General features: G+C 75.1%; 21 protein-coding genes. 19 read left to right on the top strand and 2 right to left on the bottom strand.

All coding sequences use genetic code 11. The features are described from left to right. The first annotated feature begins 4 nt into the window (after nt 1-4). The 8 genes from ribD to KOV94_RS16155 all read left to right on the top strand — a co-directional run bounded on the left by ribD (nt 5) and on the right by KOV94_RS16155 (nt 6,178). Nucleotides 5-1,129: a bifunctional diaminohydroxyphosphoribosylaminopyrimidine deaminase/5-amino-6-(5-phosphoribosylamino)uracil reductase RibD gene (gene ribD, locus KOV94_RS16190; RefSeq protein ID WP_218052609.1), complete on the top strand. Its 1,125-nt coding sequence runs from the start codon at nt 5-7 to the stop codon at nt 1,127-1,129. Further along, nucleotides 1,130-1,762 carry a riboflavin synthase gene (locus KOV94_RS16185; protein ID WP_218052608.1) on the top strand — a complete coding sequence of 211 codons (633 nt, stop codon included), beginning with the start codon at nt 1,130-1,132 and terminating at the stop codon, nt 1,760-1,762. Continuing rightward, entirely contained in the window at nt 1,759-3,114 is a 1,356-nt protein-coding gene (gene ribB, locus KOV94_RS16180) for a 3,4-dihydroxy-2-butanone-4-phosphate synthase (RefSeq protein WP_124342811.1), read from the top strand. The genes KOV94_RS16185 and ribB overlap by 4 nt, the downstream gene beginning before the upstream one ends. Then, the gene (gene ribH, locus KOV94_RS16175) at nt 3,111-3,575 is read left to right on the top strand and encodes a 6,7-dimethyl-8-ribityllumazine synthase (RefSeq protein ID WP_218052607.1); all 465 of its coding nucleotides are present in this window, start codon (nt 3,111-3,113) and stop codon (nt 3,573-3,575) included. Before ribB ends, ribH begins: the two co-directional genes overlap by 4 nt. Before the next feature lies 1 nt (nt 3,576). Next, nucleotides 3,577-4,278 carry a nicotinamide riboside transporter PnuC gene (pnuC, locus tag KOV94_RS16170; protein ID WP_124342813.1) on the top strand — a complete coding sequence of 234 codons (702 nt, stop codon included), beginning with the start codon at nt 3,577-3,579 and terminating at the stop codon, nt 4,276-4,278. Between the two features lie 306 nt (nt 4,279-4,584). Continuing rightward, nucleotides 4,585-4,848 (top strand): phosphoribosyl-ATP diphosphatase, encoded by a 264-nt coding sequence (locus KOV94_RS16165; protein ID WP_124342814.1) that lies wholly within the window; start codon nt 4,585-4,587, stop codon nt 4,846-4,848. Nucleotides 4,849-4,889: 41 nt separating this feature from the next. Next, nucleotides 4,890-5,738, top strand: a complete 849-nt coding sequence (hisG, locus tag KOV94_RS16160; RefSeq protein WP_218052606.1) for an ATP phosphoribosyltransferase — start codon at nt 4,890-4,892, stop codon at nt 5,736-5,738. 8 nt (nt 5,739-5,746) lie between these two features. Further along, nucleotides 5,747-6,178: a PH domain-containing protein gene (locus KOV94_RS16155; RefSeq protein WP_218052605.1), complete on the top strand. Its 432-nt coding sequence runs from the start codon at nt 5,747-5,749 to the stop codon at nt 6,176-6,178. 109 nt (nt 6,179-6,287) lie between these two features. Here KOV94_RS16155 and KOV94_RS16150 read toward each other — a convergent pair whose 3' ends face one another. Further along, nucleotides 6,288-7,436 carry a DUF3866 family protein gene (locus KOV94_RS16150; protein ID WP_218052604.1) on the bottom strand — a complete coding sequence of 383 codons (1,149 nt, stop codon included), beginning with the start codon at nt 7,434-7,436 and terminating at the stop codon, nt 6,288-6,290. 36 nt (nt 7,437-7,472) lie between these two features. Here KOV94_RS16150 and KOV94_RS16145 point away from each other — a divergent pair, with 36 nt between their 5' ends. From KOV94_RS16145 to KOV94_RS16100, 10 genes are all read left to right on the top strand, one after another. Next, the gene (locus KOV94_RS16145; protein ID WP_218052603.1) at nt 7,473-8,507 is read left to right on the top strand and encodes a helix-turn-helix transcriptional regulator; all 1,035 of its coding nucleotides are present in this window, start codon (nt 7,473-7,475) and stop codon (nt 8,505-8,507) included. Next, on the top strand, nt 8,500-9,474 hold the full coding sequence (locus tag KOV94_RS16140; protein ID WP_124342819.1) for a helix-turn-helix transcriptional regulator: 975 nt from the start codon (nt 8,500-8,502) through the stop codon (nt 9,472-9,474). Before KOV94_RS16145 ends, KOV94_RS16140 begins: the two co-directional genes overlap by 8 nt. A gap of 4 nt (nt 9,475-9,478) precedes the next feature. Further along, nucleotides 9,479-9,808, top strand: coding sequence for a hypothetical protein (locus tag KOV94_RS16135; RefSeq protein ID WP_124342820.1), 330 nt, complete (start codon nt 9,479-9,481; stop codon nt 9,806-9,808). A 67-nt stretch (nt 9,809-9,875) separates the two neighbouring features. Beyond that, on the top strand, nt 9,876-10,076 hold the full coding sequence (tatA, locus tag KOV94_RS16130) for a Sec-independent protein translocase subunit TatA (protein WP_124342821.1): 201 nt from the start codon (nt 9,876-9,878) through the stop codon (nt 10,074-10,076). Between the two features lie 43 nt (nt 10,077-10,119). Next, the gene (gene tatC, locus KOV94_RS16125; protein ID WP_124342823.1) at nt 10,120-10,908 is read left to right on the top strand and encodes a twin-arginine translocase subunit TatC; all 789 of its coding nucleotides are present in this window, start codon (nt 10,120-10,122) and stop codon (nt 10,906-10,908) included. Beyond that, nucleotides 10,905-11,819, top strand: coding sequence for a diacylglycerol/lipid kinase family protein (locus KOV94_RS16120; protein ID WP_124342822.1), 915 nt, complete (start codon nt 10,905-10,907; stop codon nt 11,817-11,819). Before tatC ends, KOV94_RS16120 begins: the two co-directional genes overlap by 4 nt. Before the next feature lie 122 nt (nt 11,820-11,941). After that, nucleotides 11,942-14,818 carry a DEAD/DEAH box helicase gene (locus KOV94_RS16115; protein WP_308160608.1) on the top strand — a complete coding sequence of 959 codons (2,877 nt, stop codon included), beginning with the start codon at nt 11,942-11,944 and terminating at the stop codon, nt 14,816-14,818. A gap of 96 nt (nt 14,819-14,914) precedes the next feature. Continuing rightward, a complete protein-coding gene (locus tag KOV94_RS16110; RefSeq protein WP_124341448.1) occupies nt 14,915-16,552 on the top strand; it encodes an amidohydrolase in 1,638 nt (545 codons plus the stop codon). Nucleotides 16,553-17,013: 461 nt separating this feature from the next. Continuing rightward, on the top strand, nt 17,014-18,579 hold the full coding sequence (gene lnt, locus KOV94_RS16105) for an apolipoprotein N-acyltransferase (protein WP_308160605.1): 1,566 nt from the start codon (nt 17,014-17,016) through the stop codon (nt 18,577-18,579). Further along, complete coding sequence (locus tag KOV94_RS16100) at nt 18,576-19,364, top strand: polyprenol monophosphomannose synthase (RefSeq protein WP_218052601.1); 789 nt, start codon at nt 18,576-18,578, stop codon at nt 19,362-19,364. Before lnt ends, KOV94_RS16100 begins: the two co-directional genes overlap by 4 nt. Nucleotides 19,365-19,391: 27 nt before the next feature. Here KOV94_RS16100 and KOV94_RS16095 read toward each other — a convergent pair whose 3' ends face one another. After that, nucleotides 19,392-19,736 (bottom strand): RNA polymerase-binding protein RbpA, encoded by a 345-nt coding sequence (locus KOV94_RS16095; protein WP_013771102.1) that lies wholly within the window; start codon nt 19,734-19,736, stop codon nt 19,392-19,394. A gap of 221 nt (nt 19,737-19,957) precedes the next feature. Here KOV94_RS16095 and KOV94_RS16090 point away from each other — a divergent pair, with 221 nt between their 5' ends. Next, entirely contained in the window at nt 19,958-20,905 is a 948-nt protein-coding gene (locus KOV94_RS16090; protein WP_124341449.1) for an aldo/keto reductase, read from the top strand. Nucleotides 20,906-20,974 lie beyond the last annotated feature (69 nt).

Raw genomic sequence — 20,974 nt, 5'->3', positions numbered from 1 at the left:
GACCATGACGAGCACGGCGACCGGTGCCCCCACCCCGCCCGCCGTCCCCGCAGCGGCCCCCACGCGTGCGGCCGCACCCGTCGAGATCGCGGCGCTGCGCCAGGCGCTCCTGCTCGCCCGGCGCGGACCCCGCCACGGCCCCAACCCGCGCGTCGGGTGCGTCCTGCTCGGCCCCGGCGGCGTCGTCCTGGGGGAGGGGTGGCACGCCGGCGCCGGCACACCGCACGCCGAGGTCGCGGCCCTCGCCGACGCCACGCGCCGCGGGGCCGACACGAGCGGCGCGACCGCCGTCGTGACCCTCGAGCCGTGCAACCACACCGGCCGCACCGGACCGTGCACCGAGGCGCTGCTCGCCGCCGGCGTCCGGCGCGTCGTCGTCGCCGTCCCCGACCCCAACCCCGTCGCCGCGGGCGGCGCCGACCGGCTGCGGCAGGCGGGCGTCGACGTCCTCACCGGCGTCCTCGAGGACGAGGGCCGCACGCTGCTCGGGACGTGGCTGGCCTCCGTCGAGCGCGGCCGTCCCTTCGTCACCCTCAAGATCGCCACGACCCTCGACGGGCGCGTCGCCGCCGCCGACGGCACGAGCCGCTGGATCACGTCCGACGTCGCGCGCCACCACGCGCACGACCTGCGCGCCGAGGTCGACGCGATCGCCGTCGGCACCGGCACCGTCCTCACCGACGACCCCGCCCTCACCGCGCGCAACGCCGCCGGCGAGCTCCACACCGACCAGCCCTTGCGCGTCGTCGTCGGCCACCGCGACGTCCCCGCCGACGCCCGCCTGCACGGCCCCGGCGGCGAGCTCGTCCACGCCCGCACCCACGACCCCGCCGAGGTCCTGCGCGTCCTCGGCGAGCGCGAGGTCCGCCACCTCCTCGTCGAGGGCGGCCCCACGCTCGCCGCCGCGTTCCTGCGCGCCGGGCTCGTCGACGAGGTGCACGCCTACGTCGCCCCCGTCCTGCTCGGTGCCGGGCCCCTGGCCGTCGCCGACCTCGGCGTCACCACGATCGGCGACGCCGTCCGCCTCACCACTCGCAGCGTGCTGCCGCTCGGCCCCGACGTCCTCGTCGTCGCCACCCCCGAGCTCGCGCACGCCACCCCGACCCCGCAGCCCACCCAGGAGGACTGAATGTTCACCGGCATCGTCGAGGAGATCGGCACCGTCGAGGCCGTCGAGCCCGGCACCGACGCGAACGGGGTCGTCACCGACGCCCGCCTGCGCGTCCGCGGCCCGCTCGTCACGTCCGACGCCCGACCCGGCGACTCGATCGCCGTCAGCGGCGTCTGCCTGACCGTCACCGACCTCCCCGGCGACGGCACGTTCACCGCCGACGTCATGCCCGAGACGCTGCGCCGCACCGCGCTCGGCGAACTCGGCACCGGCGGGCGCGTCAACCTCGAGCGCGCGCTCGCGGTCGGTGGTCGGTACGGCGGGCACGTCGTGCAGGGCCACGTCGACGGGGTCGGAACCGTGCTGTCGCGCACGCCCGGCCCGCGCTGGGACGAGGTCGAGATCGGCCTCGATCCGGCGCTCGCGCGGTACGTCGCGGAGAAGGGGTCCATCACGGTGTCCGGGGTGTCGCTCACCGTCACGCGCGTCGGCGACGACTCCTTCGGCGTCTCGCTCATCCCGACGACGCTCGCGGTCACGACGCTCGGCTCGCTCGCGCCCGGTGCGCGCGTCAACCTCGAGGTCGACGTGCTCGCCAAGTACACCGAGCGCCTGCTCGCCACCGCCGGCACCGCGGGGACCGCCCGGTGAGCGACGTGCGGCTCGGCACGGTCGAGGACGCGCTCGACGCGCTGCGCGCCGGCCGGCCGGTGCTCGTCGCCGACTCGCCCGACCGCGAGAACGAGGCCGACGTCATCCTCGCCGCGCAGTCCGCGACCCCCGAGTGGGTCGCCTGGACCATCCGCCACTCGTCGGGGTACCTGTGCGCGCCCATGCCCGCGGCGCGCGCCGACGCGCTCGACCTGCCGCTCATGGTCCCGCACAGCCAGGACCCGCGACGCACCGCCTACACGGTCACCGTCGACGCCGCGACCGGCGTGACGACCGGCATCTCCGCGTCCGACCGCGCGCGCACGCTGCGCGTCCTCGCCGACCCGGCCTCGGGTCACGAGGACCTCATCCGTCCGGGGCACGTCCTGCCGCTGCGCGCGGTCCCCGGCGGCGTCCTGCACCGCGCGGGCCACACCGAGGCCGCCGTCGACCTGTGCCGCCTCGCCGGCCTGGAGCCCGTCGGCGCGATCGCCGAGCTCGTGAACGACGACGGCTCGATGACCCGTCTGCCCGACGCGTCGGCGCTCGCGCAGGCCGAGGGGCTCGTGCTGCTCACCATCGAGGACATCGTCGCGTGGCGCACCGCGCACGACGACGTCGAGCCCGTCGACCCCGCGGCCGCTCCGCTGCGCGACCGCGTGCACGCCACGCACACCGCGTACCTGCCCACGCGGCACGGCGACTTCCGCATCCACGGCTACCGCGACCTGCGGACGGGCGACGAGCACGTCGCGCTCGTGCCGACGCGCGGGCTCGCCGCCACGCCGGTCGTGCGCGTGCACTCCGAGTGCCTCACGGGCGACGCGTTCGGGTCCGCGCGGTGCGACTGCGGGCCGCAGCTCGACGCCGCGCTCGAGCTCGCCGCCGAGCAGGGCGGTGCCGTCGTCTACCTGCGGGGGCACGAGGGCCGGGGGATCGGCCTGCTCGCGAAGGTCGCCGCGTACGCGCTGCAGGACGAGGGGCGCGACACCGTCGAGGCGAACCTCGACCTCGGGTGGCCTGCCGACCGGCGCGAGTACGGGGCGGCTGCGGCGATCCTCGCCGACCTCGGCGTGCGCCGCGTGAGCCTGCTGACGAACAACCCCGCCAAGGTCGCCGGTCTGCGCGCGCACGGCATCGACGTCGCGGAGGTCCGCGGGCTCGAGGTCGGCCGCACCCCGCAGAACGAGGCGTACCTGCGCACCAAGGCCACGTCGATGGGGCACCTGCTGCACCTGCCGACCGGCGCGCAGCGCGACCCGATCCCCGTCCGCCCCGTGCTCGCGGCCCCCGCGACGCCTGGCGCCGACACCACCGACCACGCGTTCGAGAACCTGGAGGACCTGGCATGAGCGGTGCCGGAGCACCCACCCTGACCGTCGACGGCACCGGCCTGCGCGTCACCGTCGTCGCCGCGAGCTGGCACACGACCGTGATGGACGGCCTGCTCGACGGCGCCCGCCGCGCACTCGCCGCCGCACACGTCACGGACGTCCGTGTCGTCCGCGTGCCCGGCACCTTCGAGCTGCCCGTCGCGGCCGCCGTCGCCGCGCGCACGTCGGACGCGGTCGTCGCGCTCGGCGTCGTCATCCGCGGCGGCACCCCGCACTTCGAGTACGTCTGCCAGGGCGCGACGCTCGGGCTCACCGACGTCGCCGTCCGCACGGGCGTGCCCGTCGGCTTCGGCGTCCTCACCTGCGACGACGAGCAGCAGGCGCTCGACCGCGCGGGCCTCGAGGGCTCGCACGAGGACAAGGGCGCCGAGGCCGCCGAGGCCGCCGTCGCGACGGTCGTCGCCCTGCGGGGTCTGTGAGGTGGGACCGCTCGGCTGGCTGTTCGACGCGACCCTGACGATCGCGGGGCACGACGTCCTCTGGCGCGAGATCGTCGGCAACCTGTTCGGCCTCGCGTCCGCCGTCGGCGGCCTGCGCCGTCGCGTCTGGGCGTGGCCGGTCGGCATCGTCGGCAACGTCCTGCTCTTCACCGTCTTCCTCGGCGGCGTGTTCCACACCCCGCAGCAGACCGACCTGTACGGCCAGGCGGGGCGGCAGGTCTTCTTCGTGGCCGTGTCCGTGTACGGGTGGGTGCGCTGGCGGCAGACGCAGCGCGCGGCACTCGACCACGGCGCACCCGCCGACACCCCGGCCGTCGTGCCGCGGTGGGCCGGGCCGCGCGGGTGGGTCCTCATCGGAAGCGTCGCCGTCGTCGGTACCGTCGGGTTCGCGGCGCTGTTCTCGGCGCTCGGCTCGTGGGGCCCGTGGGCCGACGCGTGGATCTTCGTCGGCTCGCTGCTCGCCACGTACGGCATGGCGCGGGGCTGGATCGAGTTCTGGCTCATCTGGATCGCCGTCGACGTCGTCGGCGTCCCGCTGCTCGTCTCGGCGGGGTACTACCCGTCGGCGGTCCTCTACGTCGTCTACGCGGGTGTCGTGATCTACGGCTTCACCGTGTGGCTGCGCGCTCGGGGCGAGGAGCCCGCCGTGCCGGCGGGGGAGCGGAGCGAGGTCGCCGCCTGAGCCACAACCGCCGGACGGCGGGGAGGCGGCCCTGCTCCGGGGCGTGCCGATCGCGCATCCCGCGGGCAACGCGGCCTCCGGCAAGGGGGCCGGCGGGGCGTTGGGCGGCAAAGCGAGGCGCGACGATCCCCGTGTGTCCGGAATGTGCGATAACAGGCCATTGCGCTTCTCGCACCCGAGATGCCCGCTGCCACCGACGCGCTCCACGCTCACCACGGTCTGCGGCAGGCCCAGGAGGGAGGGGGCGACGCCTGACTGGCGGACGCGCGACAGGCCACCCCGGACGCCCGTCTAGGCTTGTCCGACGTGAAGACCTTCGACGTCCTGTTCGCCGAGCTCGCCGAGAAGGCGGCCACGCGCCCCGCCGGCTCCCGCACCGTGACCGAGCTCGACGGCGGCGTCCATGCGATCGGCAAGAAGATCGTCGAGGAGGCCGCCGAGGTGTGGATGGCCGCCGAGCACGAGAGCGACGAGCGGACCGCCGAGGAGATCTCCCAGCTGCTGTACCACCTGCAGGTGCTCATGCTGGCCCGCGGGCTCACGCTCGACGACGTGTACACGCACCTCTGAGCCTCCCGCCCCGCCCGCACCGACACCCCGATAGGACCCCCGTGCTGAGGATCGCCGTCCCGAACAAGGGCTCGCTCTCCGAGCCTGCCGCCGAGATGCTCCGCGAGGCCGGCTACCGCCAGCGCCGCGACAGCCGCGAGCTCGTCCTGCCCGACCCGGACAACGACGTCGAGTTCTTCTTCCTGCGCCCGCGCGACATCGCGGTGTACGTCGGAGCGGGGACGGTCGACGTCGGCGTCACCGGCCGCGACCTGCTGCTCGACTCCGAGTCGGCCGCGGTCGAGCACCTCCCGCTCGGCTTCGGGCGCTCGACGTTCCGCTGGGCCGCGCCCGTGGGCGAGATGAGCGACGTGTCGCACGTCCAGGGGCGCCGCGTGGCCACCTCCTACCCGGGTCTGGTCGCCGCGTACCTCGCCGAGCGCGGGGTGAGCGCTGCGGGGATCGTGCGCCTCGACGGCGCGGTCGAGACCGCGACGCGCCTCGGGGTCGCGGACGTCATCGCCGACGTCGTCGAGACGGGCACGACGCTCAAGGCCGCCGGCCTCGAGATCTTCGGGGACCCGATCCTGCGCTCGGAGGCCGTCCTGGTCCGCCGCGCCGGCGTGGACGAGCCGACGGGCCTCGACGTGCTCACCCGGCGCCTGCAGGGCGTGCTCACCGCCCGGGAGTACGTGCTCATCGACTACGACGTCCCGCTCTCGCTCGTCGAGCAGGCCGTCGCGATCACGCCCGGCCTCGAGTCGCCGACCGTCTCCCCGCTGCACAACCGTGAGTGGGCCGCCGTCCGCGCGATGGTGCAGCGGTCGCAGACCAACCGCGTCATGGACGCCCTCTACGACCTCGGAGCGCGCGCGATCCTCGTGACCTCGATCCACGCGTGCCGCCTGTGACGGTCGCCATGACCGCCCCGACGGTGTTCCGGCCGCGGCTCGCGCGGCTCGTGACGCTCGCGCTGGCCGTGGCGGTGCTCGTGCTCACCGCCGTCATCATCGGGGTCCTGCCGAACGCCGGACCGCTGGACCGTGCGGGCTTCGCGCTCGTCGGCATGCTCATCGCGTGGTTCTGCTGGCGGCAGGCCACGGTGAGCGCTCGCGCGGACGAGGGAGGCCTCACGGTCCGCAACCTCATGCTCACGCGGCGGCTCGAGTGGTCCGAGATCGTGTCGGTGCGGTTCGGGCACGGTCGTCCCTGGGTCCAGCTCGACCTGGCCGACGGTGACACGCTCGCCGTCATGGGCATCCAGCGCGCCGACGGCGAGCTCGCCGACGCGGAGGCCCGCCGGCTCGCGACGCTCGTCGCGGAGCACACCCGCACCACCCGGGACGACTGAGGGTCGACCGGCGGTCGGGCGCGGCGAGGGACCGCCGTCCGGGGTGACGTGGCAGCCGGTCGCGTGAGCCCGGCGTGATGTCCGCGTCGGGCGCCTCGGCCGCGGCGGGTCAGCCTGCGATGTCCAGCAGGTCCACCGCGTGGACCCCGGCGACCGCCGCAGCGAGGAACGCTGCGGGGTCGTCGTCGAGCCCGCGGCCCATGGTCGACAGCCGCACCGGCGAGCCCGCGAGCGCGCTGAGGAGGTCCGCGCCGGCGTCGACGTCGACCAGCCGGTGCCGTCCGTGCGGTGCGGCGAGCGCGGCGACCTGGTGGCGCACGCGTCGCCCGAGGGCGTCGAGCCCGCCGTCGGGGTCGGGGTCGAACACGGGGACGGGGACGTCGGCGGCCGCGAGCGCGACGCGTCCGTAGGCGGTGAGCGAGTGGTGCGAGACGCCGAGGTGTCGTTCGCGGGGGTCGGCGCCGCTGACGCGCAGGGAGGCGACGGGGCGGCCGCGGAGGGTGGCGGCGGCGTTGACCGCTTCTCCGGCGGCGACGCCGGAGAAGCCCCAGCGGGTGCCGGTGCCGAGGTTCCCGGGTCCTTGGGCGAGGACGACGAGGTCGGCGCCGACGACGTGGCGTGCGGCGAGGAGGCCGGTGTGCACGGTGACGGCCTCGTGGTCGCCGCCGAACGCCTGCCCGGTGGTGACGCACGCGTCGATCCAGCCGGCGTCGCGCAGGCCGGCGACGGCACGGGAGAACCAGGCGGGGAGGGCGCCGCCGTCGGTCATGACGTAGGCGACGGTCGGTGCAGGGCGGCCGGCGCGGGCGGCGGCGTAGCGGGCGCCGGCGACGACGGCGGGAAGCGCGGAGTGCAGGTCGGCGACGACGACGGGCAGGCCGTCGAGGTCGTCGGCGTCGCGCAGGGTCTCGTGGTGGGGGGACTCCTGGTCGTCGACGCCGAGGACCATGGCCTGGAGCGGGGTGTAGCGGGCCTTGACGAGATGGCCGGGCCCGGGCGGCGGGTCGGCGGGCAGGTTGCCGCCGGGGGCCGCGACGAGCGCGTAGCCGCCGGTGCCGAGCCCGCGGGCCAGTGCGGAGACGTTGAGCAGGACCCGGTCGCCGACGGCGGGGGAGCCGACGAGGGCGGGGTAGGCGAGCGCCCTGACGGTGTCGGGCAGGGCGCCGGTGCCCGGGTGGTCGAGGGCCACCGTGAGCTCCTGTGCGCCCGGCCAGGCCGTCCCGCTCGCGACGACGACACCCGAACGCCACGTGATCACGGCCCCACCGTACCGGGGCGGCTACCGTGGTCCCCGATGCCCCCCGCGATCCCGCCCGCAGAGCGCCTGCTCAACCTCGTCATCGCCCTCGTGAACACGTCCGGCCGCATGACCAAGGAGCAGGTGCGCGCCAGCGTCGCCGGGTACCAGGACGCGCCGTCGGACGACGCGTTCGAGCGGATGTTCGAGCGTGACAAGGACACGTTGCGCGAGCTCGGGATCCCGGTGCTCACGGTGACGGACGCGGGTCACGGTGACGACATCGGGTACCGGATCGACGCCGAGCAGTACGCCCTGGCCCCGCTGGACCTGACGGCGGGGGAGCTGGGTGTCCTCGCGATGGCGGCGCAGCTGTGGCAGGACCAGTCCCTGCGTGCCGACACGTCGCGGGCGCTGACGAAGCTGCGTGCGGTCGGTGCGGCGCCGCAGTCGACGGATCTGGTGGCGGGGCTCGCGCCGCGCGTGCGGTCGGGCGGCGGGGCGATCGGTCCGCTCCTCGACGCGGTGCAGGCGCGGCAGGTCGTGCGGTTCGTGTACCGCGCGGCGAACACGGGCGAGGTGCGGGAGCGGACGGTCGAGCCGTGGAAGCTGCTCGCGCGCCGGGGTGGCTGGCTGCTGGTGGGCCGTGACCGCGAGCGCGACGCGGCCCGCTCGTACCGGCTGAGCCGGGTCGAGGGGACGGTGCGGCTGGTGGGCGCGCCGGGTGCGTTCGAGCCGCCGCCTGCGGAGGAGCTGGCGGCGGCGCTGCACCCGTGGGAGGAGCGTCCGGAGCGGGTCGCGACGCTCGCGGTGCTGCCGGAGCGTGCGGGTGCGGCGCGGGCGCGTGCGGTGCCGGCGCCGGCGGACGCGCCGGACGTGTGGTCGGATCCGCGGGCGGCTGCGGCGCTGGCGCAGCGCGACGTGGTGCACGTGCCGTTCCGGCTGGACTGGGAGCTGGCGGAGGAGCTCGTGGGGTACGGCGACGCGGTGGTGGTGCTGGACCCGCCGAGCGTGCGGCACGCGGTGCTGCACCTGCTGCGGACGGCGTCGACGCTGGACCGCGCGACGGTCGGGGGTGGGACGGATGGCTGAGCGCGCGAGCGACCGCCTGCTGCGCATGCTCGGGATGATCACGTACCTGGACCGGCACGCCGGCGTCCCGGTGGAGGAGATCGCGGAGCAGTTCGGGGTGACGGCGGACCAGGTGCTGTCGGACATCGACACGTTGTGGGTCACGGGGACGCCGGGGTACTTCCCGCACGACCTGATCGACTTCGACGCGGCGTCGTACGAGCAGGGTGTGGTGCGGCTCACGGAGTCGCGCGGGATGACGCGTCCGCTGCGGCTGGGTGCGCGTGAGGCGGTGGCGCTGCTCGCGGCGCTGCGGGCGCTGGACTCGTCGCTGCGGCCGGCGCTCGACCGGGAGCAGGCCGCGGTGCTGTCGTCGGCGCTGGACAAGCTGACGACGGCGGCGGGTGACGCGGCTGCGGCGCTCGACGTGCGGCTGGGGCTCGACGCGGCGCCGGACGTCGCGACGGCGGTGGCGACGGCGCTGCGCAACGGGCGCCGGCTGCACCTGCGCTACGTGGACGCGTCGGACGTGACGACGGAGCGCGACGTGGACCCGCTGCGGCTGGTCACGGACGACGAGCGCTCGTACCTGCTGGCGTGGTGCCGGCTCGTCGACGGGGAGCGTCTGTTCCGGGTGGACCGCATCCTGGCGGCCGAGGTGCTCGACGATCCGGTGGCGGACCACACGGTCGCGCCGGACGCGGGGGAGTTCCAGCCCGGGCCGGACGGCGAGCTCGTGACGTTGCACCTGCGCAGCTCGGCGCGCTGGGTCGCGGAGAGCACACCCGTGGAGGCGGTGCGGAACCTGGAGGACGGGTCGTTCGAGGTCGACCTGCGCGTCCTGCGCCCGGCCTGGCTGCGGCACCTGGTGCTGCAGGTCGCGGACGAGGTGCTCGACGTGCGGCCCGCGCGGGTGGCGACGGAGGTCGCCGCTGCGGCGCGTGCCGCGCTGGCCGCGTACGGGCAGCTCGCGGACGAGGAGGGCTGACGTCGTGCTGTGGTTCAGCGTGTGGACGGTGCTGGTCGTGGGCACGCTCGTCGGTGCGTTCTTCCTGGGTCGGCGCCTGTGGCGGTCGGGTCTCGCGCTCGGCCGGGAGCTCGCGAAGGCCGGGGAGACGTGGGGGCAGCTCGCCGACCGGCTGGCGGAGCTGCAGGCGCTGGCGGAGCAGAACCGGGTCGACACGGGGCCGACGGTGTTGTCGCCGCGCGGTCCGCTGGTCGAGCGCCGGGCGGCCCTCCGCGAGGAGCGCACCGCACGTCGCGCGGCGCGCGAGCAGCGGCACTGGCGCACGCGCGAGTCGTGGCGTGCGTACTGGAGCTGAGGGAGCATCCGGACAGGTCCGGCGGGGTTAGGATGCGCGGGACTCGCACCGCGACGGAGGTAGCCCCGTGATCCGAAACCTGAGCGCCTGGCACATCATCGTGCTGGTGCTGGTCGTCCTGCTGCTGTTCGGGGCGAACCGCCTCCCGGGGCTCGCCAAGAGCGTCGGCCAGTCGATGAAGATCTTCAAGACCGAGGTCAAGGACCTGCGGGACGACGACACGCGTCCTGACGAGCCGACCGAGGGCACCACGCCTCCGAAGGTCTGACCGCGTGAGCAGCTCCCGCCGCGGGCGCGACCCCGGCGGCAGGATGCCGCTGCGGGCCCACCTCCTCGAGCTGAGGAAGCGCCTCGTCCTCGCGTCCATCGGCGTCGTCCTCGGCGCCGTGCTCGCCTGGATCTTCTACGACCCCGTCTTCGAGGCCATCCAGCAGCCGCTGGAGGCCGCCGGATCGACGCGTGACGGGCTCGTCTCCCTGAACTTCGCGGGCGTCGCCGCGCCCTTCGACATGCGGGTCAAGATCACGATCTTCCTCGGCGTGATCCTGTCGAGCCCGTGGTGGCTGTACCAGCTCTGGGCGTTCATCACGCCCGGGCTGACCCGCCGCGAGCGCGGGTACGCCTTCGGGTTCCTCGGTGCGGCCGTTCCGCTGTTCCTGGGCGGTGCCCTGCTGGCCTGGTACGTGCTGCCGCACGCCGTGCAGCTCCTCATCGAGTTCACGCCGTCCGGTGCGACGAACCTCGTCGACGCGCAGACGTACCTCGGGTTCGTCATGCGGGTGATGCTCGTCTTCGGTCTGGCGTTCCTGCTGCCCGTGGTGATGGTCGCGCTGAACTTCGCGGGTCTCGGCACGGCGGCGACGTGGCGCAAGGGCTGGCGGTGGGCCGTGATGATCGCGTTCACGTTCAGCGCGATCATGACGCCCACGCCGGATGCGATCACGATGATCGCGGTCGCGATCCCCATCTGCCTGCTCTACGCGGGTGCCCTGGTGATCTGCACGGTGCACGACCGTCGGGTCGACCGTCGGCGGGTCGCTGCGGGACTGCCGCGTCTCGACGGCACGTTCCCCGACGACGCCGAGCCTGCCGCCACGTGAGGCACGTCGGCGTCGTCGTGAACCCGACGGCGGGCAAGGGACGCGGGGCGCAGGCCGGCCGACGCGTGCACGAGCTGCTCGTGGCGCGCGGCATGAAGGTCGAGGACCTGTCCGCGCCGACGCTCGCGCAGGCCACCGACCGGGCGCGTGCGGCCGCGGTCCACGGCCTCGACGCGCTCGTCGTGGTCGGCGGTGACGGCATGGTGCACCTCGGGGCGAACGTCGTCGCGGGCACCGCGCTGCCGCTCGGGATCGTCCCGGCCGGCACGGGCAACGACATCGCCCGGGCGCTCGGGCTGCCGCGCGGCGACGTCGAGGCGGCCGTCGACGTCGTCGAGCGCGCGCTCGACGCGGGACCTCGCCGGATCGACGCGGTGCGCGTCGGCACGCCCGAGCACTCCGCGCACGAGTGGTTCCTCGGCGTGCTGTCGTGCGGCATCGACGCGGCCGTCAACGCGCGCGCGAACACCATGACGTGGCCGGCCGGCTCGGCCCGCTACGTGCGCGCCCTGGCTGCCGAGCTCGCGTCGTTCCGGCCCTACGGGTACCGCGTGACGCTCGACGACCGGACGTGGGAGTCGGCCGGCACGCTCGTCGCCGTCGCGAACGTCCCGTCGTTCGGCGGGGGCCTGCGGATCGCGCCCGACGCGTCCGTCGACGACGGCCTGCTCGACGTCGTCGTCGCGGGACCGCTGTCGCGCTCGGCGGTGACGCGGATCTTCCCCGGCATCTACCAGGGCCGGCACGTGCACCACCCGGCGGTGACCGTCGTGCGCAGCCGGTCGGTGCTCATCGAGCCGCTCCTCGACACGGGGGCGGCGCCTCCGGCGGCGTTCGCGGACGGTGAGCGGGTCGGGCCGCTCCCGTTGCGCGTGCAGGTCGACCCCGGCGCCCTGTCCGTCCTCGCCTGACCCGTCCTCGCCTGACCCGTCCTCGCCTGACCGGTCCTCGCCTGACCCGTCCGCGAGCGCGCCCGGCGCGCCCGGGGTTCGCAGCGTGCGACGTGCCCTCGCGTGCCTAGGGTGTGCCTGTGGTGTCACGCAGGCGTCGTCCGTCCTCCGGTCCCGGCTCGTCGACGGTGCCGGCCGAGCCGTCGCCCGCTGAGCGGTACGCGGCCGCGCGCCGCCGCGCGGAGACCGAGCGCGGCGAGCTGGCGCAGTTCCGCGAGCTGCTGAGCTTCCCTCTCGACGACTTCCAGGTCGAGGCGTGCGCGGCCCTCGAGCGCGGCAGCGGCGTCCTCGTCGCGGCGCCCACGGGCGCGGGGAAGACGGTCGTGGGGGAGTTCGCGGTGCACCTGGCCCTCGCGGCGGGCCGCAAGGCGTTCTACACGACGCCGATCAAGGCGCTGTCGAACCAGAAGTACGGCGATCTGGTGCGCCGCTACGGCCCTGAGCGGGTCGGGCTGCTGACGGGCGACACGACCATCAACGGGGAGGCGCCCGTCGTCGTCATGACGACCGAGGTGCTGCGCAACATGCTGTACGCGGGCTCGCAGACCCTCGCCGGGCTCGGGTTCGTCGTGATGGACGAGGTGCACTACCTCGCCGACCGGTTCCGCGGGCCCGTCTGGGAAGAGGTGATCATCCACCTGCCCGACGACGTGCAGCTCGTGTCGCTGTCGGCGACCGTCTCGAACGCCGAGGAGTTCGGCGACTGGCTCGCGACGGTCCGCGGCGACACCGAGGTCGTCGTCAGCGAGCACCGGCCGGTGCCGCTCGGCCAGCACGTCCTCGTCCGCGGCGACCTGCTCGACCTGTACGCGGGGCACGTCGACCCCACGGACCCGGGCGTCGACCCGCCCATCAACCCGGACCTGGTGCAGCTGCTGCGCCGCGGCGAGCGCTCGGAAGGGCCGGGGCGACGCGGACCGGGGGACCGTGGCTTCCGCGGGCGCGGCGGTCACCGGCCCGGGGGAGGGTCGGTCTTCGGGCGCCCGACCCCGCGGTTCGCGGTCGTGGACGCGCTCGACAAGGACGAGCTCCTGCCCGCGATCGTGTTCATCTTCTCCCGCGCGGGCTGCGAGGGGGCCGTGCAGCAGTGCCTGGCCGCCGGCGTGCGCCTCACCGACCCGGGCGAGCAGGCGACGATCCGGCGCATCGTCGAGGAGCGGTGCGCCGCCGTCCCGCCGGAGGACCTCGACGTGCTCGGGTACTGGGACCTCCTCGACGCGCTCACGCGCGGCGTCGCGGCGCACCACGCGGGCATGCTGCCGCTGTTCAAGGAGACCGTCGAGGACCTCTTCTCCCGCGGGCTCGTCAAGGTCGTGTTCGCGACGGAGACGCTCGCGCTGGGCATCAACATGCCCGCCCGGTCCGTCGTCCTGGAGAAGCTCGTCAAGTGGGACGGGTCGAGCCACGTCGACGTGACCCCGGGGGAGTACACGCAGCTCACCGGGCGTGCGGGGCGCCGCGGCATCGACACCGAGGGGCACGCCGTCGTCGTCGCGCACGCGGGCCTCGACCCGGTGCAGCTCGCGGGCCTCGCGTCGAAGCGGCTGTACCCGCTGCGCTCGAGCTTCCGGCCCACGTACAACATGGCGGTGAACCTCGTCGCGCAGGTCGGTCGCGACCGCGCGCGCGAGGTCCTCGAGACGTCGTTCGCGCAGTTCCAGGCGGACCGCGGCGTCGTCGGGCTCGCCCGGCAGGCGCAGTCGCACGCCGAGGCGCTCGACGGGTACGCCGAGGCGATGCGGTGCCACCTCGGCGACTTCGCCGAGTACGCGCGCATCCGCCGCGACATCAGCCGGCTCGAGCGCGACCAGTCCCGCGCCGCGGCCGCCGCTCGCCGTGCCGACGTCGCCCGCTCGCTCGAGGGCCTGCACGTCGGCGACGTGCTCGAGATCCCCGTCGGGCGACGCTCCGGCCACGCCGTCGTCATCGACCCCGGCGGCGCGGGCGGTTTCGACGGCCCCCGGCCCATGGTGCTCACGACCGACCGGCAGGTGCGGCGGCTCACCGTCGCGGACGTCGGGACGGGCGCACGGACCGTCGGGCGGCTGCGCGTGCCGAAGGGGTTCAGCGCGCGCGTCCCCGCTGCCCGACGCGAGCTCGCCGCCGCGCTGCGGGCCTCCGTCTCGTCCGGCGCCGTGGGCGACGGCGACCCGCGCGGCGACCGGCGACCCGGGGCGCGCCGCGGCCGCCCGCCCCGGCACACCGCCGCGCAGGACGACGCGCAGATCGCCGAGCTGCGCCGACGGCTTCGCGCCCACCCGTGCCACGCGTGCCCGGACCGTGAGGAGCACGCCCGCTGGGCCGAGCGGTGGGACCGCCTGCGCGGCGAGCACGACGCCCTCGTCCGCCGCATCGAGGGCCGCACGGGCTCGATCGCCGCGGTGTTCGACCGCATCTGCGACGTCCTGGTCCGGCTCGGCTACCTCGACCGCACCGACGGCACCCTGCAGGTCACCGACGACGGACGCTGGCTGCGGCGCCTCTACGCCGAGAACGACCTGCTGCTCGCGGAGTGCCTGCGTCGCGGCACCTTCGACGAGCTCGACCCGCCCGGGCTCGCCGCCGCCGTCTCCACGCTCGTGTTCCGCTCGCGTCGTGAGGACCAGGGCGAGCCGCACGTCCCCGGCGGCCCGGCGAGCCGGCTGGGTGTCGCGCTCGACGGCACGCTGCGCGCCTGGTCGGAGCTCGAGGACCTCGAGTCGGAGCACCGGCTCGAGACGACCGTGCCGCTCGACCTGGGGCTCGTGGAGGCCGTGCACCGCTGGGCCGCCGGGCGCAGCCTCGACGCCGTCCTGCGCGGGGGCGACCTGTCCGCGGGCGACTTCGTGCGCTGGTGCAAGCAGGTCATCGACGTGCTCGACCAGGTCGCCCAGGCCGCCCCGCACGAGCGCACCCGCACCACCGCCCGGCGGGCCGTCGACGCCGTCCGGCGAGGTGTCGTCGCGTACTCCTCGGTCTGACGCGGGGCCTGTGACGGGGCCGACGGTCCCACCCGTGCCGATCCGTCCGGATTTCGCCCGGGTGCGACGCCCTGACCTGCCCTATCGTGAGCCGATGTGAGCTCGACCCTCTACCGCAACGGCGTCATCCACTCCCCGGCCGACCCGTTCGCGCAGGCGCTGCTCGTCGACGACGGCGTCGTGGCCTGGCTGGGTGACGACGACACCGCCGACGGGCTGGCCGCCCGTGCCGACGAGGTCGTCGACCTGGACGGGGCGCTCGTCGCACCGGGGTTCGTCGACGCGCACGTCCACGTCCTCGAGACCGGCCTCGCCCTCGAGAGCGTGCCGCTGTCCGCCGACGCCGGGGTCCGGTCCCTCGGGGACGCGCTCGACGCCGTCGCCCGCGCCGCCCGCGAGCGCTCCGCGACCGACGCGGACGTGCCGCTCCTCGGGTTCGGCTGGGACGAGACCGAGTGGCCCGAGGGTCGCCCGCCGACACGTGCCGAGCTCGACGCGGCCGCCGGGGGTGCGCCCGTGTACCTCGCGCGCGTCGACGTGCACTCCGCCGTCGTGTCGACCGCCCTCGCACAGGCGGAGGGCCTCGACCGGCTGCCCGGCTGGTCCGACGACGGTCGCGTCGAGCGCGAGGCGCACCACGCCGCGCGCGAGGCCGCCCGACGCCTGACGCCCGAGCGGCGCACCGCCGTGTACGGCCGCGCGCTCGCGCACGCGGCGTCCCAGGGCGTCGTGTCGGTGCACGAGCTCAGCGCGCCGTTCATCGACACGCGCGAGGGCCTCGTCGAGCTCCTCACCTCCACGGCCGACGCCGCGAGCGCGCTGCCGCTGGTCGTCGGGTACCGCGGCGAGCTGTGCGTGACCGTCGACGACGCGCGCGAGATCCTGGCCGCGATCCCGGGCCTGACGGGCATCGGGGGCGACCTCAACGTCGACGGGTCCCTCGGGTCGCACACCGCTGCGCTGCGAGCCCCGTACGCGGACGCCGACGGCTCCGGCGCGCTGTACCTGTCGGCCGAGCAGATCGCGAACCATGTCACGGCCGTGACGCGTGCCGGCGTGCAGGGCGGTTTCCACGTCATCGGCGACCGTGCCATGGACGAGGTCGCGCTCGGCCTGCGCGCCGCCGCCGACGTCGAGGGGGTCGAGGCGATCGGCCGTGCCGGGCACCGCCTCGAGCACGCCGAGATGGTCGACGCCCCGACCCTCGCGTCGCTCATCCTCCTCGGCGTGCGGCTCAGCGTGCAGCCCGCGTTCGACGCCGCGTGGGGCGGGGAGAAGGGCATGTACGCGACGCGGCTCGGCGCCGGTCGTGCGGCCGCGCTGAACCCGCTCGCCGACCTCGCGGGCGCGGGCATCCCGCTCGCGTTCGGCTCCGACGCGCCCGTCACGCCGGTCGACCCGTGGGCGGGCGTCCGGGCGGCCGTCCTGCACACCGCGCCCGAGCAGCGGATCTCCGCACGTGCTGCGTTCCGGGCCTCGACGCGTGGCGGCTGGCGGCTCGCCGGCCTCGACCACACGGGTGCGGGTGAGCTGCGGGTCGGCGCACCCGCGCATCTCGCCGTGTGGCGGGCCGAGCACCTCGTCGTGCAGGCGCCCGACGGCCGGCTCGCGTCGTGGAGCACGGACGCCCGGTCGGGCACCCCGCTCCTGCCGTTCCTCGGCCCCGACGAGGAGTCGCCGCGCTGCCTGCGGACGGTGCGCGACGGCGTCGTCCTGTACGACGCGCTCGGCTGACCCACACGCTGCTCGACGCGAGCGGGTGAATCTTCGGCAGCGTTGCGCGGCGCGCCGTGCTGGACGCCTGTCCGATTTCCGCGACACGCCCCACGACACGCCGCCCCGACGGGTGTGTCGTCGGCCCACGCCGTCGAGGTGACCTGCGTAGAGGCCCACCACCTGCGGCGACGGCGCCTTGACACGTCGCCTGATCTCGGTAGGTTCCTGAAGGTATCCACGACCGGGGGGACCGGTCGGGTGCCACCGCCCTCGAGGCCGACGCGGCAGTCGGCCGGCGGCAGGCCCCGACGAGGCCGGTGGTCGGATCCCAGGGTTCCGACCGGGCCCGCGTGTTCAACAGACAACGGTCGCGCCGTGCGCGCCGACCGGTACGAAGGACACGCGGGCCGGTCGGTCGGGAACGCTTCCAGGACGCCGGTCCCGACGGCCCGCACATGCTGCTGTCGTACTCTTGCGCGGTGCTCGTCCGTGAACCCTCCCGCTGGTGGGCGGTCGGCCTCGCCCTGATCAGCGGCCTGGTCACACGCGCGGCGTTCCCCGCCCCCGGCTGGTGGCCCGCGGCGTTCCTCGGGATGGCCCTGCTGTACCTCGCGATGCGGCGGGACTCCGCACGCTGGAACGCCCTCGTCGGCTTCGTCTGGGGCCTCGCGTTCTTCGGCCCGCTCATCACGTGGGCGAACGACGCGGTCGGGCTCGTGCCGTGGCTCGCGCTCACCGTGCTCGAGGCGTCCTACGTCGCGCTCTTCGGTGCCGCGTGGGCGTGGGCACGACGAGGCGAGGCCGTCTGGCGCAACGGCGGCCTGCAGGTCGTGGTGTTCACCGTGCTGTGGGTCGCGGCCGAGGACCTCCGCTCGACGTGGCCGTTCGGCGGCTTCCCGTGGGGCCGGCTCGCCTTCTCGCAGGCCGACTCCCCGCTCGTCGCGTTCGCGTCGTGGGGCGGGACACCCCTGGTCTCCGCGCTCGTCGCGGCGGTCGGCGTGCTGCTCGCCCGGGGCGCGGTCGCCGTCGTCCGCGGACGCGTGCTGCGCGCGCTCGGCGCCGTCGTCCTCGCCGCCGCCGTCGCGGTCGGTGGGCTGCTCGTACCGCTCGCGACGGCAGCCCAGGCGGGCCAGCTGCGCGTCGGCGCCGTGCAGGGCAACGTGCCCGGGACCGGCCTCGACGCGTTCGGGCAGCGGTCCGCGGTCCTCGGCAACCACGTCACCGGGACCCTCGCGCTGCTCGACCAGGTGCAGCCGGGCGAGCTCGACCTCGTGCTGTGGCCCGAGAACGGCACCGACATCGACCCGCAGGTCGACGCGCGCGCCGCCGACCTCATCGACTCCGCCGCGAGCGCCGTCGACGCTCCGATGCTCGTCGGCACCGTCGAGTACCCGCCTGAGGGCGGCCGCTACAACACCGCGGTCCTGTGGGTGCCCGGCGAGGGCGTCACCGCGACGTACACCAAGCAGCACCCCGCGCCGTTCGCCGAGTACATCCCGATGCGGTCGTTCGTCCGCAACTTCTCGTCCGCCGTCGACACCGTCACGCGCGACATGCTGCCGGGCGACCGTCCGGGCTACGTGCCCCTCGAGTCGGAGCGTCTGGCCCGCACCGTGGGCATCGGTGACGTCATCTGCTTCGAGGTCGCCTACGATGCGCTGGTCCGGGACGCGGTGCGCGCCGGGGGAGAGGTGCTCGTCGTCCAGACGAACAACGCGTCCTTCGGCCGGAGCGACGAGTCGACCCAGCAGCTCGCGATGTCGCGGCTGCGGGCCGTCGAGCACGGCCGCGCGACGGTGCAGATCTCGACCGTCGGCGTGAGCGCGGTGATCGGTCCGGACGGGTCCGTGAGCCAGCAGACCGGTCTGTTCACCGCCGAGCAGATCGTCGCGGACCTGCCCCTGCGCACCACCTGGACACCGGCGACGGCGCTCGGCCCCTGGCCCGGCCTCGTCGTCGACGCCCTCGCGGTGTGCATGGTGGTCGCCGGAGCCTTCGGTGCCCGCCGCGTGCCCCGTCCGGACCGAGAAGAGAGCGCGGCATGAACCCCAGCGCGGCACGTGTGCTCGTCGTGATCCCGACGTACGACGAGCGCGAGAACATCCCCGTGGTCCTCGAGCGGCTGCGGGAGCACGCCCCGACGGCCGACGTGCTGGTGGTCGACGACGGCTCGCCGGACGGCACCGGGGAGCTCGCGGAGAAGATCGCCGCCGACGAGGCCACCTCACCCGACGCGACCCGTTCGCTCGCGGTCCTGCACCGCTCCGGCAAGCTCGGCCTCGGCACCGCGTACGTCGCCGGGTTCGGGTGGGCGCTCGCACGCGACTACGACCTCGTCGTGGAGATGGACGCGGACGGCTCGCACCGCGCGCAGGACCTGCCGCGGCTGCTGGAGGCGACGGCCGACGCCGACCTCGTGCTCGGCAGCCGGTGGGTGCCCGGCGGGAGCGTCGTGAACTGGCCGGCGCACCGCAAGGTGCTCTCGCTGGGCGGGAACACCTACACGCGGCTCGTGCTGGGTATCCCGCTGCGCGACGCGACCGGCGGCTTCCGGGCCTACCGCGCCGACCTGCTGCGGTCCTTGCCCCTCGGGGAGGTCGCGTCGCAGGGGTACTGCTTCCAGGTCGACATGGCGTGGCGCGCGGTGCGCGCGGGCGCTCGGGTCGTCGAGGTGCCGATCACGTTCGTGGAGCGTGAGGTCGGCCGTTCGAAGATGAGCCGCGCGATCGTCCTGGAGGCGCTGCTCAACGTCACCCGGTGGGGGATGCGCGAACGCTCCCGCCGGCTGGCGGGAGCGTTCGGCAGGACGCGGAGCGCGCGGGTGCGCTGAGGCGGGGGCGTGCCTCGGCGCGGGGCGTCAGGCGCTGCGGCGCAGCTTCCCGGCGCGCAGGAGACCCAGGCGCTCGTCGAGCAGCTCCTCGAGCTCGCCGATCGTGCGGCGCTCGAGCAGCATGTCCCAGTGCGTCCGGGCGGGCTTGCCCGCCTTCGCCTCGGGCTTGGACGCGTCCCGCAGCAGGGCCTCGGCGCCGCACCGGCACTCCCACACCACCGGGACGTCGGCCTCGACCGAGAACGGCAGGATGATGGTGTGCCCGTTGGGGCAGTCGTAGTGCGCCTGGAGCCGGGGGGCGAAGTCGACGCCCTCGTCCGTCTCCATGCTGTGGGACCCGATGCGCATGCCGCGCAGGGACCGGTTTGCCATCAGGGGACCTCCGTGCCGGGTTCCGGCCGTCGAGTGAGAACTTCCACCGTTGTCAACGGCGGGGGACCTCTCCGTGTTCCAGCCAGCCGTGAAGGTCTGGTGAACGGCCGCCGCCGACAGGGGAGAGGGTGCGCACCCGAGCGACCTGGTTCTTCTGATGAGTGGCCGCTGCCTGACCGGGACGTAGAGTGCTGCGGGTGACGACGAACACCCCGCCGCCCATGTCCTTCCGCCGGCTCGGGGCCAGCGGGCTGACCGTGTCCGTCGCCGGACTCGGCTGCAACACGTTCGGGGCGACGCTACCGCCGGAAGGGGTGGGGCCGCTCGTCGACGCCGCTCTGGACGCCGGGATCACCTTCTTCGACACCGCGGACGTCTACGGCGGCAGCCCGGGGCAGAGCGAGGAGCTCCTCGGCGCGGCGCTGCGCGGCCGACGCGACGACGTCGTGGTCGCGACGAAGTTCGGCATGGACGTGGGCGGTCTCCACGGCACCGACTGGGGTGCGCGCGGTTCGCGCCGGTACGTGCGCCGTGCCGTCGAGGGGTCGCTGCAGCGGCTCGGCACCGACCGCATCGACCTGTACCAGCTGCACGCTCCCGACCCGGTCACCCCGATCGCGGAGACGCTCGCGGCGCTCGACGAGCTCGTGACCGAGGGCAAGGTGCTCTACGTCGGGTCGTCCAACTTCGCGGCCTGGCAGGTCGTCGACGCGGACTGGACCGCGCGCACGACGCACACGTCGCCGTTCGTGTCGGCGCAGAACCGCTACAACCTGCTCGACCGCGGTGCGGAGGCGGAGCTCGTCCCGGCGCTCGAGCGGACGGGTGTCGGTCTGATCCCGTACGTCCCGCTCGCGTCCGGGCTGCTGACCGGGAAGTACCGGCGCGGTGCCGAGGCGCCGGAGGGCAGCCGCCTCACGCGCATGCCGCAGCGCCTGGCAGCCGCGGACTTCGACCGCATCGAGGCCCTGGCCGGTCTCGGTGCGGACTGGGGGATCGACCTGCCGACCCTCGCGCTGGGCGGACTCGCGGCGCAGCCCGCCGTCACGAGCGTCATCGCGGGCGCCCGGACGCCCGAGCAGCTGCGCGCGAACGTCGCGAGCATCCTGTGGGAGCCGGAGCTCGAGCAGCTCGCCGCGATCGACGAGGTCGCACCCGGCCCGGCCTGATGTCGCCGCGGCGCCCGCCGTGCGGCGCGGCGCCGCTCACCACTCGATCCTGCGGGTCGATCACGGAGG

Origin of the sequence: Cellulomonas algicola, from assembly GCF_019024305.1 — a bacterium.
Classification (GTDB): Bacteria; Actinomycetota; Actinomycetes; order Actinomycetales; family Cellulomonadaceae; genus Cellulomonas; species Cellulomonas algicola.
The sequence above is the reverse complement of the archived record's forward strand: the minus strand, read 5'-3'. Positions and strand labels throughout refer to the sequence as shown.

Excerpts from the sequence above, each read along its gene's own strand:
- ribD (WP_218052609.1), top strand. The coding sequence starts at position 5 with ATGACGAGCACGGCGACCGGTGCCCCCACCCCGCCCGCCGTCCCCGCA.
- KOV94_RS16185 (WP_218052608.1), top strand. The coding sequence starts at position 1,130 with ATGTTCACCGGCATCGTCGAGGAGATCGGCACCGTCGAGGCCGTCGAG.
- ribH (WP_218052607.1), top strand. The coding sequence starts at position 3,111 with ATGAGCGGTGCCGGAGCACCCACCCTGACCGTCGACGGCACCGGCCTG.
- KOV94_RS16155 (WP_218052605.1), top strand. The coding sequence starts at position 5,747 with ATGACCGCCCCGACGGTGTTCCGGCCGCGGCTCGCGCGGCTCGTGACG.
- KOV94_RS16145 (WP_218052603.1), top strand. The coding sequence starts at position 7,473 with ATGCCCCCCGCGATCCCGCCCGCAGAGCGCCTGCTCAACCTCGTCATC.
- KOV94_RS16140 (WP_124342819.1), top strand. The coding sequence starts at position 8,500 with ATGGCTGAGCGCGCGAGCGACCGCCTGCTGCGCATGCTCGGGATGATC.
- tatC (WP_124342823.1), top strand. The coding sequence starts at position 10,120 with ATGCCGCTGCGGGCCCACCTCCTCGAGCTGAGGAAGCGCCTCGTCCTC.
- KOV94_RS16100 (WP_218052601.1), top strand. The coding sequence starts at position 18,576 with ATGAACCCCAGCGCGGCACGTGTGCTCGTCGTGATCCCGACGTACGAC.
- KOV94_RS16095 (WP_013771102.1), bottom strand. The coding sequence starts at position 19,736 with ATGGCAAACCGGTCCCTGCGCGGCATGCGCATCGGGTCCCACAGCATG.
- KOV94_RS16090 (WP_124341449.1), top strand. The coding sequence starts at position 19,958 with ATGTCCTTCCGCCGGCTCGGGGCCAGCGGGCTGACCGTGTCCGTCGCC.